The 10,090-nt window shown below is 61.4% G+C and carries 13 protein-coding genes and 1 tRNA gene; 7 read left to right on the forward strand and 7 right to left on the reverse strand.

Going from position 1 to position 10,090, the window contains the following annotated elements; all coding sequences use genetic code 11:
- The first annotated feature begins 171 nt into the window (after positions 1–171).
- The 3 genes from ACO550_RS19365 (at position 172) to ACO550_RS19375 (ending at position 1,282) form a co-directional block, all read left to right on the forward strand.
- Positions 172–462: a nucleotidyltransferase domain-containing protein gene (locus ACO550_RS19365; RefSeq protein WP_315594090.1), complete on the forward strand. Its 291-nt coding sequence runs from the start codon at positions 172–174 to the stop codon at positions 460–462.
- Positions 459–833 carry a HepT-like ribonuclease domain-containing protein gene (locus ACO550_RS19370; RefSeq protein WP_315594091.1) on the forward strand — a complete coding sequence of 125 codons (375 nt, stop codon included), beginning with the start codon at positions 459–461 and terminating at the stop codon, positions 831–833. The genes ACO550_RS19365 and ACO550_RS19370 overlap by 4 nt, the downstream gene beginning before the upstream one ends.
- A gap of 233 nt (positions 834–1,066) precedes the next feature.
- Positions 1,067–1,282 (forward strand): hypothetical protein, encoded by a 216-nt coding sequence (locus ACO550_RS19375; RefSeq protein ID WP_315594092.1) that lies wholly within the window; start codon positions 1,067–1,069, stop codon positions 1,280–1,282.
- A gap of 43 nt (positions 1,283–1,325) precedes the next feature.
- Here ACO550_RS19375 and ACO550_RS19380 read toward each other — a convergent pair whose 3' ends face one another.
- The 3 genes from ACO550_RS19380 to ACO550_RS19390 form a co-directional block, all read right to left on the reverse strand.
- Positions 1,326–1,481, reverse strand: a complete 156-nt coding sequence (locus ACO550_RS19380) for a hypothetical protein (RefSeq protein ID WP_315594093.1) — start codon at positions 1,479–1,481, stop codon at positions 1,326–1,328.
- 97 nt (positions 1,482–1,578) lie between these two features.
- Positions 1,579–1,866, reverse strand: a complete 288-nt coding sequence (locus tag ACO550_RS19385) for a hypothetical protein (protein WP_315594094.1) — start codon at positions 1,864–1,866, stop codon at positions 1,579–1,581.
- A gap of 52 nt (positions 1,867–1,918) precedes the next feature.
- Positions 1,919–2,620, reverse strand: coding sequence for a DUF4823 domain-containing protein (locus tag ACO550_RS19390; protein ID WP_315594095.1), 702 nt, complete (start codon positions 2,618–2,620; stop codon positions 1,919–1,921).
- A gap of 42 nt (positions 2,621–2,662) precedes the next feature.
- On the opposite strand from ACO550_RS19390, the gene ACO550_RS19395 reads away from it, so the two are divergent.
- Positions 2,663–2,738: transfer RNA gene (locus tag ACO550_RS19395), tRNA-Met, on the forward strand.
- 58 nt (positions 2,739–2,796) lie between these two features.
- On the opposite strand, the gene ACO550_RS19400 is transcribed toward ACO550_RS19395, so the two are convergent.
- Entirely contained in the window at positions 2,797–2,985 is a 189-nt protein-coding gene (locus ACO550_RS19400; protein WP_315594096.1) for a hypothetical protein, read from the reverse strand.
- Positions 2,986–3,534: 549 nt separating this feature from the next.
- On the opposite strand from ACO550_RS19400, the gene ACO550_RS19405 reads away from it, so the two are divergent.
- Complete coding sequence (locus ACO550_RS19405; RefSeq protein WP_315594097.1) at positions 3,535–4,497, forward strand: class I SAM-dependent methyltransferase; 963 nt, start codon at positions 3,535–3,537, stop codon at positions 4,495–4,497.
- Here the strand turns inward: ACO550_RS19405 and msrA are convergent.
- The 3 genes from msrA to msrB are packed head-to-tail and all read right to left on the reverse strand — an operon-like array spanning position 4,494 to position 7,651.
- Positions 4,494–5,228 carry a peptide-methionine (S)-S-oxide reductase MsrA gene (gene msrA, locus ACO550_RS19410; protein ID WP_315594098.1) on the reverse strand — a complete coding sequence of 245 codons (735 nt, stop codon included), beginning with the start codon at positions 5,226–5,228 and terminating at the stop codon, positions 4,494–4,496. The two genes, ACO550_RS19405 and msrA, sit on opposite strands and share 4 nt — an antisense overlap.
- A 33-nt stretch (positions 5,229–5,261) precedes the next feature.
- Positions 5,262–7,085 carry a cytochrome c biogenesis protein DipZ gene (locus tag ACO550_RS19415; RefSeq protein WP_315594099.1) on the reverse strand — a complete coding sequence of 608 codons (1,824 nt, stop codon included), beginning with the start codon at positions 7,083–7,085 and terminating at the stop codon, positions 5,262–5,264.
- A gap of 44 nt (positions 7,086–7,129) precedes the next feature.
- Positions 7,130–7,651 carry a peptide-methionine (R)-S-oxide reductase MsrB gene (gene msrB, locus ACO550_RS19420; RefSeq protein WP_315594100.1) on the reverse strand — a complete coding sequence of 174 codons (522 nt, stop codon included), beginning with the start codon at positions 7,649–7,651 and terminating at the stop codon, positions 7,130–7,132.
- Between the two features lie 143 nt (positions 7,652–7,794).
- Between msrB and ACO550_RS19425 the strand changes: the two genes are divergently transcribed.
- Both ACO550_RS19425 and ACO550_RS19430 read left to right on the forward strand, forming a co-directional pair.
- On the forward strand, positions 7,795–8,538 hold the full coding sequence (locus ACO550_RS19425; RefSeq protein ID WP_315594101.1) for a winged helix-turn-helix domain-containing protein: 744 nt from the start codon (positions 7,795–7,797) through the stop codon (positions 8,536–8,538).
- The gene (locus tag ACO550_RS19430) at positions 8,535–9,980 is read left to right on the forward strand and encodes an ATP-binding protein (RefSeq protein ID WP_315594102.1); all 1,446 of its coding nucleotides are present in this window, start codon (positions 8,535–8,537) and stop codon (positions 9,978–9,980) included. The genes ACO550_RS19425 and ACO550_RS19430 overlap by 4 nt, the downstream gene beginning before the upstream one ends.
- The last annotated feature ends 110 nt before the right edge of the window (positions 9,981–10,090 follow it).

Here is a 10,090-nt window from a genome sequence, read left to right on the forward strand (position 1 = left end):
TGGCACGGTGGCGCAAAGGCTCTTCGTCCGAGGGGCATTCTGTTTCATCAGCGGATATATCGCCGCAAGCTGGGAAGCTGGGCGAGCTTTTCCTTGCTATCCTAGCGTTGGGTTACATTTCCTGCAGGGAATGATCCGGTTCAAATGAGCGGCATGGAAGGAGTGTCTGGCATGAAACCATCCCTTGTACTTTCGGACCATCGCGAGGCGATTCGACGCGTGGTTGCCGCGCATCGCGCCTCCAATCCTCGTGTCTTTGGGTCAGTGGTTCACGGTGACGACACCGAAGACAGCGATCTTGATCTTCTGATTGACCCGACGCCAGAAACGACGCTGCTCGACATTGGCGCGATTCGTCACGAACTGCTCAAGTTGCTGGGGGTGCCCGTGGATGTTCTGACGCCAAGAGCTTTGCCCGAAAAATTTCGTGCAACTGTGCTTGCGGAGGCAGTACCGGTATGAGCCGAGACAAGCAACGTCTGGCCGATTATCTGGCGCATATTCTGGAGTCAATCGCACGGATTGCACGTTACACGCAAGACATGGACGAAAAGGCCTTTCTGGGCAACGAATTGGCGCAGGACGCGGTGATCCGTAACATCGAGATCATAGGGGAAGCGAGCCGCAACATTGAAGTCCATCATGCGGAGTTTGCGGCCGCACACCCGGAGTTGCCTCTAGCCTTCGCTTATCAGATGCGGAATGCAGTAGCGCATGGCTATTTCAAGGTGGATTTTGAGATTGTCTGGAAAACCATCCAGAACGACTTGCCGCGCCTGAGCCAACAAGTGCAGGCGTTGAGCGACGAGCTTGAGCGAGGCGGTGGGCAATAGAATTTGCCCCGATCGTATCCTTTAGCCCCGACCAGACAATAAAAGGCTGTTAGTGATGATCGTCACTAGCAGCCTTTTGCTTTTCTAGCGCCCTCGAAAAATTCTTCCGACACGTGCACGATGCGGGGGAAGGTGCCCGCCGTAGGGCGGCGTGCTGGTATAGCGGAGGTGGGAATGGCGGCGGGTATCGCCTGTGCGCTAGACTTCTTCGATTTCCAAGTGGAGACGAGGCAATGGGACCGGATGACGTGATCCGTGAGTTCGAGTTGATGGCGCTCGATGAGGCGGTTGAGTTGGAAGTGGATGATGTGATCGCAGGCTTGGCGATGATGCTGTGCGATCCGGCGATTCAGGGGAAGGAGAGGGCGCTGCTTACTCAGGCCGGTGCCACCCTCTTCCGGGCTGGGCTGGACGAACGAGTAGTCGCGGCGTTGCGGCGAGGGAAGTAGCAGGCAACAAAAAGCCCATCGCGATGGGGATGGGCTTGCCGAACTACATCTTGTGGTGGACCAGCCGGTCCCACCAGTAGTGGAAGGGGTGAGCGTGTTCAGGGTAGAGGACCGACTTATGGAAGAAACCCGCCCGCAACACGAAGGCATACAGGAGCACAAGTATGCCCAGGAAGATCAGCGAGGATATCAGGGTCATGGCGTCTCCTTGAAAGGGCCATGAGATCAGTGTAGTTCGCTATGGGCGACAAATATCCTGCCATTAAGCGGGCTATTGCTCGATGTCATATTGGTGCTTACGAGCTGCCGGGAGTCACGCACTTAAACTTCAGTTCGGATTCCAATGGCGTCCAGCCGCGAGCCCCGTGCGTTTGCATGTCGATCTGCTGCATTTCTTTCCCCTGGCCGCGGCAGTACTCATCGGCGCGGCGCAAGCTGCTCGCCTTAATCTCCTGCCAGGAATCTACTCCGCCAATGTGGCGAGTACCAACCGTGTAGGTTCCGCTGCCTGCCGGGCTTACATCGGAAACAGTAGTGCAAGCGGCCAGCGCCAAGGCCAACACCGGCCCAATCAAGCGATACATCTTAATTTTCTCCGTCAATACGCCCGCCAGAGCGGACGCTGGTATATAGGCTTCAGTCAACGTCGGGCTGAGTTGCCGTTTTGTCGCTGTACAGCGCGGTCACGTAGTCGCGCACTGGTTTCGTAAGCAGGCTCTCGGGAGAGGTGGACGAGATGGAAACTATGCGGCTTCTGGCAATTATTGAACGAGAGCTGACGCGGGAATGTGATTCCGTATCGTAAATCGCGACGTCCACGGACATGCGGCTCGGCCGGCCGGACCACTCTGTGGCTCGCTGTTCCCAGTGAGCAATAATCGGAACTACGGTGTAGCGGGCACCGGATTTTTTCGCAGACTCGAATGCCGTGTCTCTGGATTCCACCTGCTCACCGACTTCGACAGCGGCAGCTTTCTTCGAGAACTCGCGGGCGATCGTGCTTGCAACGACGCGACCACTGCCCCCATAGTCCTTCGATCCGTATGCCCCGTCTTTAGGTAGCACAACGTAGATTGTTCCGTTCGGATCGAGCCGCTTGGGTGCGATCTGGCCGTCAGTCTGTGTCGCCTTGTAGCTTGCTGTGCAACCTGCAGTCAACATTGCGGCGCCCGCAAACGCAATAGTGGCAAACTTGACTCCCGACTTTCTCATTTCCGTTTCTCTTTTGTGTTTAATGAGGCCGCCAAGTCGACTGCTTGACGATGACGAGCACAAATGGGCTCCATTCGATACACCTGCGAAATCCGCCCAAAGCCCGCGCAAGCGGGCTTTTTGCATTTTGCTATATCAATGCGCCGCCAATCCGGGTATAGTCCGCCCCGCGGAGTGGAGCAGTTGGCAGCTCGTCGGGCTCATAACCCGAAGGTCGCAGGTTCAAGTCCTGCCTCCGCAACCAGATTCGAAAGCCCGCCGGCCTGCCGTGCGGGCTTTTTGCATTTTTCTGACGCTGGAATTCACCAAAGCGCGTTCTTCTGCAAATGGCACATCCACATGCGTCCGCTGCCTTCGCAGTGGTTGCGGTCGGGGTTGGTGGCGATCGACCAGATGCCGAGCAGAACGAAACCGACCAGTAGCAGGGCGTGGCGTTTGCCCACGAAAAACCAGAAAGCGATGACCGCAATCGCGACCGCGATGATGCCCATGGAGCGACCCAATTCGTAATTGTTGTAATAAAAGCGGGCAATGCCATCTCAGGGCAGCGTCCCGGACCGGGATTGTATCCATCCCGCTTGCATGCGTTGCAGCTTTTACGTGTCGCGGCCCCGTTTGTGTTTGGCAAACCACGAATTGACGCAGATCAGGCGATGGCCCGCAGGTCGGGACAGGGCAGCAGCGGTGAGTCGGTCAGACGCATCCGATTCAGGTCCGGTCCGGCGTCTGATTCGATACATCAGCAAAATTTCTTTACATCTCCACCATTCAATCCTGCTGCCTGATGGCCTAGCCTTAACCCCATTCATTAAACGGCTGTTCTGCAGCGCGGCAAATCGACTGATGACCTGGCGAGATATTCTTCTGATTGGATGTGGATGGGTGGGCGCGTGCCTGGCGGCAGGCTGGATTCTGACTGCTGCGGTCAGACTGATCGGCTGACTGGTTGGCAGACCCCAGTCCGTCCCTTGCGGATGCGTCCAACATCGGTGTGTAGAATGGCCCGCGCAGGTTAACCCCGCAGGCAACCGAGGAGGACGATGATGCTGTTAGGCAATCTCTTTCGCAGGAAGCGTTTGGAAGGTCTGGTTGGACGGATCAAGAGTACGGACGGTGGGCAGGTCAAGGACTGGGTCGCATTGATGCAGATACTGCGCGAGCAGGGACGGCTCGATGCGGACACGATCATGCGTATCGATTCGCACGAAATTGACGCGCGTGGCTACGCGGTCAATCACTACGCCAAGGAAATCGAGGCGGCTGCGCAGGTGGAGTTGCACGAACTGGCAGCGAAGGTTTCCGCGCAGGCACCCCAGGATGTCATTGCCAGGGCCCTGGACATCATTGTCCAGAAGAAATCCATTTTCCAGTGTCGCGATTCCCATACCGAGGGCGGCTACTACGCCGACGCGGAAAGCGGCATGGACTGGCAGTGGGAACATCTGATCGCGCCATATATTCAGGACGCAGATCTGTCATGCGTACTGGAGCTGGCCCCTGGCCATGGCCGCAATAGCGCCAAGCTGATTGCGCAGGGCGCGCGGCAGTTGCATCTGGTGGATGTGAATCAGACCTGTATCGATGCATGTCGCCGCCGCTTTGGCGAGCGCGCGGGCGATTGCGCCATGCACTACCACGTGACCGGAGGCGACAGCCTGCCGTTTATTGGAGACGAGAGCATCAGCTTCGTCTATTCCTTCGATTCGATGGTGCATTTCGACAAGTCGATCATGCTGGCCTATCTGCGCGAGTTTGCGCGGGTCATGTGCCCCGGTGCCACCGGATATTTGCACCATTCCAACTATGGCGCGATTGCCCCAAACAGTGACTGGGCCAAGAACGTCGGCAACCGCAGCGACATGACGGCCGAGTTGTTCCGCGCGTTCTGCGACGCGGTAGGGCTCGAGGTCACCGGACAGAAAATGCACGGAATGGCCGAGGGCCGCGGCCAGGACGACCTCGACTGCGCGTCGCTGATCCGCAAGCCCGTGATGTTGCGCTAGCTGTTCTTGGCATTCACCAGGACCGCATCATTGCGGTAGATCTCCGGGAACATCTTCTTCAGGTTGCCGATCTTGGGCAGGTCGTTGAACACGATATAGGGATAGTTCGGGTTCTTGACGAGAAAGTCCTGGTGGTAATTCTCGGCGGCGTAGAAGCCCTTGTAGTTCTCCACGCGTGTCACGATCGGTGACGACCATGCCTTGGCGGTACCCAGTTGCGTGATGTAAGCCTCGGCGATCGATTTCTGCACCGGTGTCAGCGGAAAGATTGCCGAGCGATACTGGGTGCCATGGTCGGGGCCCTGGTAATTCAGTTGCGTGGGGTTGTGCGCCACCGAGAAAAAGATCTGCAGCAGCTTGCCGTAGGTGACCTGGGTCGGGTCGTAGCGGATTTCCACTGATTCCGCGTGGCCGGTAGTGCCGCTGCCCACTTTTTCGTATTGGGCGGTGTTGGCGGCGCCGCCGGCGTAACCGGATGTCACCAGCGTAACGCCGCGCACATGCTGGAACACACCCTGCACACCCCAGAAGCAACCGCCTGCGAAGACGGCGGTTTCGGTATGGCTGGTGCCGGGCTTTTCATCGACGGTGGGTGCGGGTATCCGGACGGCATCTTCTGCCGACAGTGCGGGCACGCGCCACGTGGTGGCGACGGCCGCGAGTACGGCCAGGCCCATCATCTTGATGGTGGTGGGGCGGGTCCAGCGTTGCAGCGTGGTCATGGCATTCATGGTCGTATCCTTGTGCCGGAAATTCGGAAGAAATCAGCCAAACGTGAAGGCGTAGGCCTGCACGCCCGGGTCGAGAAACTCGATCGCGAACGTGCGATCGCGGATGTCAGCGTTTTGGCGCACCAGTTGGTAGAGGCGTTGTGCATTGACCGTTCCCGTGCCATCGGCCGCCACATCGGTACCGTGCGCGGCGCCGGGCGCCTGGCCGTCGATCGTCACGCGGAAACGTACCGGTTTGCTGTCGCTGCCCGGGCCCAGTACCAGGTGGAGGTCGCGGGCATGAAAGCGGTAGACGATGCGGCCACCCGGATTGGCCAGCGTGGCATGTTCCTCGCCAACCTTCCAGTTGCCGGCCAGGCCCCACTGGTTCAGGGTCGGTTGCAAGGGCGCGCTGTAGTCCTTCACCGCGTTTTCCTTTGCGCCACCAGGCGAGGCAAAGTTCTCCGCACGGGCGTAGCCGACATAGGTCTCGGGTGAGCGCAACGCGTTGCTGTCGGCTGCCATTTCCACGCCCTGCGTGACACTGGTATCGGACATCGCCACCTTGCCCATATCGCCATGGCCAGCTTCGGCCAGCAGTTGGCGAATCACCGCTTCGGACTTGTCGTATTCCCCTTCGCCAAAATGGTGGAAGCGCACGCGTCCCTGCGCATCGATGAAGTAGTGCGCGGGCCAGTAGTTGTTACGGAACGCGCGCCAGATGGCGTAGTTGTTGTCGACGGCGATCGGATAGGTCACGCCCAGGTCCTTGGCGGCCTTGCGGACGTTGTCGATATCGCGCTCGAACGCGAACTCGGGGGCATGCACGCCGATCACTACCAGTCCCTGGTCACGGTACTTCTCGGCCCAGGCCTTGACATAGGGCAGCGAACGCAGGCAGTTGATGCACGAGTAGGTCCAGAAATCGACCAGTACCACCTTGCCACGCAGCGCCTCGGCAGTCAGCGGTGGCGAGTTCAACCATGCCACGGCGCCGTTGAGGCCCGGGAACTGGCCTTCGACGGGCAACGCCGCTGCATGGTCGGCCGTGCGCATCATCATCGACCCGCCTTGCTCTGGCCTGACGGTCATCGCGGTCTGGGACATGGCCTGCGGATTGGCCTGCATCATCATGGCGCCACCGCTGTTGTCCTTGCGCGCGAAGCGGTCGACCAGATGCTGCTCCAGCCCGCCGGTTGCCAAGGTAGAGATGCGTGTCAGGATGCCCGTATCGAGTCCCAGCGCAATCGCACCCACGCCAACCAGCATGGCTGCCCCGATGCCGCGCCTGACCCATTCGCCGGCGCCAAGCGAGCGCTTCATGGCCGTGAACACGCGACCGCCGATCAACAGCGCCACGGCCAGCGACGTGGCCGCGCCGGCCGCATAGGCCAACAGCAGCAGCGTGGTGCCGATGCTGGCGCCCTGCAATGCGGCACCGGTCAGCACGAGCCCCAGGATCGGGCCCGCGCAAGGCGCCCACAGCAACCCCGTGGCGATGCCAAGCAGGAATGACGAGGCGGGGCGCGCAGGCCGGCCATCGGGCTGGGCGAATTCAGACAGACGGCTGCCGGCGCGCACCAGTGGCTGGGTCAGCCGTTCGGCAAGGCTCGGCAACAACAGCGTAAGCCCGAATACGGCCAGCAGCGCAATCGCAAGCCAGCGGCCGTACTGGTTGGCCTGCGCCACCCAGCCACCACCAACGGCGGCCAGCGTGGCCACGCCGGCGAATGTGATACCCATGCCGGCCAGCAACGGCAGGCCGCTGCGCACGAACGGCTGGTCGGCACGCGCGAAGACAAACGGCAGCACGGGCAGGATGCAGGGGCTCAGGATCGTCAGGGCCCCGCCCAGGTAGGCAAGAATCAGCAGCAGCATGGCGATGGACTCGAATTTCGATCAGGTTGACGATAGGGGCAACTTCACGCCGGCGTGGGCCGGAAGGTCATGGCGACGCCATTCATGCAGTAGCGCAGGCCGGTAGGCTTGGGGCCATCGTCGAACACATGGCCCAGGTGCCCACCGCAGCGGTGGCAGTGCACGGCGGTGCGCACCATGCCGAAGGAACCATCGGCGGTAGTGCCTACCGCGCCGGCCAGCGGCGCCCAGAAGCTTGGCCAGCCGGTGCCGCTGTCGAACTTGGTGTTCGACGAGAACAGGTCCAACTGGCAGCCCGCGCAGGCAAAGACGCCCTTGCGATGCTCGTCGTTGAGCGGGCTGCTGAACGGCCGTTCGGTGCCTTCCTGGCGTAATACGTTGTACTGGGCAGGCGACAGCTTCTTGCGCCACTCGGCATCGGTCATGGTGACCTCGAACTTTGCGGGGGGTTGCGGTGGGGTACCGGCGTTGGCCGGGTTCCGGGCCAGCAGCCGCCAGCCGCCCACGGCGGCAACCGCGGCGGTCAGCGTGCCGCCGGACAGCAGGAAGCGTCGGGTGATGCGCATGATGGACTCCGTCCTCAGGTGTGGTGATCGGATACTAGGCAATGGGCCGTATCGGAGTCCTCGCCAAACCTTAAACAATTCGTGATAACTGGCGCGCCGGATTTCTGCACAATAGCGACACATTCCCCGGTACCCGGTAAGACATGGAACACGCGAAACGGATCCTGCTGGTTGAAGACGATGTCGGCATTGCCAATGTGCTGGCGATGCATCTGCGCGACGAGCGCTATGAGGTCGTGCACAGTGCCGACGGCGCCGAAGGACTGCGCCTGCTGGAGCAGGGCGGCTGGGACGCGCTGGTGCTGGACCTGATGCTGCCAGGGGTGGATGGCCTGGAAATCTGCCGGCGCGCGCGTGCCATGACGCGCTACACGCCAATCATCATCACCAGCGCGCGGTCCAGTGAAGTGCATCGCATCCTTGGCCTCGAACTCGGTGCCGACGACTATCTGGCCAAGCCGTTTTCCGTGCTGGAGCTGGTGGCCCGCGTCAAGGCGTTGCTGCGCCGCGTGGAAGCGATGGCACGCGATGTACGTGCCGATGCCGGTAGCCTGGACCTGGCCGGACTGACCATCGATCCGCTGGCCCGTGAAGCCACCGCCGATGGCAAGCGGCTCGACCTGACGCCGCGTGAATTCGACCTGCTGTATTTTTTCGCGCGCAATCCCGACAAGGTGTTTTCGCGCATGGACCTGCTCAATGCGGTCTGGGGCTACCAGCATGAAGGCTACGAACACACGGTGAACACGCATATCAACCGCTTGCGTACCAAGATCGAAGCTGATCCGGCACAGCCCAGGCGCATCCTGACGGTATGGCGGCGCGGCTACCGTTTCGTGGCCGATCCGCAGGCCGCGAGTGCCGCAGAGGGGGGCGAGTCATCATGAAGCTCTCGTTGACCCAGCGACTGTCCGCCGTCTTCGCCGCGCTATTGCTGGCATGCTGCGGGGCCTCGGCGTGGCTGCAGGTACGCGCCAATGCAATGCACGAGAAGGAGGTGATCCAGGACATCTCGCGCGGGCTGGCTGCGTATATCGCCCGCAATGCCCTGCTGGAAGACCAGAGTGCGATAGCACCGCAGGCGCTGCGCCAGTTGTTCGGCCAGTTGATGGTGGTGAATCCGAGCGTCGAGGTCTACCTGCTCGACGACCAGGGCCGCATTCGCGGCCATGATGCGCCCAGCGGTCATCTGGTGCGTGATCATGTCGATCTTGCACCAGTAAAGAAACTCATCGACGGCGGCGCGCTGCCGATCCTTGGCGACGACCCGCGCAGTGCGTCGGGGCGCAAGGTATTCAGTGCCGCGCCGTTGCGCCAGGGTGGCTATATCTACGTGGTGTTGATGGGCGAGGCGCACGATCGGCTGGCCGCGCGCGCATCGCAGGATTCGGTCATGCGTACCACGCTGTGGTCGATGGCGCTGGTGGCCACGCTGGGTTTGATTGCGGGCCTGGTGGCGTTTGCGCTGATCACGCGGCCGTTGCGGCGGCTGACCCATGACATGCGGCGCTTCGATTCGGGCGACTTGCCGGCCGTGCCGGCCGAGAAACTTGCCGAACCGATCCAGCGCGACGAGATTGCCGCGCTGCAGACCGCGTTCCGACAAATGTCCGACCGTATTGATACCCAATGGCAGGCACTGAAGCAGCAGGATCAGGAGCGCCGCGAAATGGTCGCCAATATTTCGCACGACCTGCGCACACCCTTGACGTCGTTGCATGGCTATCTGGAAACACTGTCGGTCAAGGCCGACAGCCTGAGCGCCGCCGATCGCCAGCGCTATCTGGCGATCGCGCTGGCGCAGAGTGCCAAGGTCGGTGGGTTGGCGCAGGCATTGTTCGAACTCGCACGGCTTGAACACGGCATGGTGCAGGCCATGCCCGAAGACTTTTCGATGGTGGACCTGACGCAGGATGTGCTGGAGAAGTTTGCATTGCCGGCCGAAGCCAAGCACCTGCAATTGCGCGCCGGGGTGCCGCCGGCCTTGCCGGCAGTGTCCGCTGACCTCGGCATGATCGAACGCGTGCTGACGAACCTGCTCGATAACGCGATCCGGCACACGCCGGCCGGCGGCACGGTCGAAATCGACCTGGCCAGCCAGGACGGCAAGGTGGCAGTGACGGTCAGCGACACAGGCCCCGGCATTCCGGCCGCGCTGCGCGAATCGATCTTCCAGCGGCCATTCCCGTCCGGCGGCGCGCATCGGGGTGGGGGACTTGGCTTGCTGATCGTGCAGCGCATGCTGCAACTCAATGGCAGCCAGGTCAGGCTGGTTGACCGACAGGGCGGTACCACGCTGACGTTCGCACTACGCGCGGCGGCACGTTAGCGATATGTTTGTCTTGGCTCCCCTCTCCCGCGTGCGGGAGAGGGGCTGGGGGAGAGGGGCAGCGGGGGAAATATGGCGCGGGGGGCCCGCGCACAAACCCGCCCCCGCCC

Source organism: Cupriavidus sp., from assembly GCF_057315035.1.

What these genes read in the sequence shown, in the direction of transcription:
- ACO550_RS19365 (WP_315594090.1), top strand. Translation starts at nt 172, where the DNA reads ATGAAACCATCCCTTGTACTTTCGGACCATCGCGAGGCGATTCGACGC.
- ACO550_RS19370 (WP_315594091.1), top strand. Translation starts at nt 459, where the DNA reads ATGAGCCGAGACAAGCAACGTCTGGCCGATTATCTGGCGCATATTCTG.
- ACO550_RS19375 (WP_315594092.1), top strand. Translation starts at nt 1,067, where the DNA reads ATGGGACCGGATGACGTGATCCGTGAGTTCGAGTTGATGGCGCTCGAT.
- ACO550_RS19380 (WP_315594093.1), bottom strand. Translation starts at nt 1,481, where the DNA reads ATGACCCTGATATCCTCGCTGATCTTCCTGGGCATACTTGTGCTCCTG.
- ACO550_RS19385 (WP_315594094.1), bottom strand. Translation starts at nt 1,866, where the DNA reads ATGTATCGCTTGATTGGGCCGGTGTTGGCCTTGGCGCTGGCCGCTTGC.
- ACO550_RS19390 (WP_315594095.1), bottom strand. Translation starts at nt 2,620, where the DNA reads ATGCAAAAAGCCCGCTTGCGCGGGCTTTGGGCGGATTTCGCAGGTGTA.
- ACO550_RS19400 (WP_315594096.1), bottom strand. Translation starts at nt 2,985, where the DNA reads ATGGGCATCATCGCGGTCGCGATTGCGGTCATCGCTTTCTGGTTTTTC.
- ACO550_RS19405 (WP_315594097.1), top strand. Translation starts at nt 3,535, where the DNA reads ATGATGCTGTTAGGCAATCTCTTTCGCAGGAAGCGTTTGGAAGGTCTG.
- msrA (WP_315594098.1), bottom strand. Translation starts at nt 5,228, where the DNA reads ATGAATGCCATGACCACGCTGCAACGCTGGACCCGCCCCACCACCATC.
- ACO550_RS19415 (WP_315594099.1), bottom strand. Translation starts at nt 7,085, where the DNA reads ATGCTGCTGCTGATTCTTGCCTACCTGGGCGGGGCCCTGACGATCCTG.
- msrB (WP_315594100.1), bottom strand. Translation starts at nt 7,651, where the DNA reads ATGCGCATCACCCGACGCTTCCTGCTGTCCGGCGGCACGCTGACCGCC.
- ACO550_RS19425 (WP_315594101.1), top strand. Translation starts at nt 7,795, where the DNA reads ATGGAACACGCGAAACGGATCCTGCTGGTTGAAGACGATGTCGGCATT.
- ACO550_RS19430 (WP_315594102.1), top strand. Translation starts at nt 8,535, where the DNA reads ATGAAGCTCTCGTTGACCCAGCGACTGTCCGCCGTCTTCGCCGCGCTA.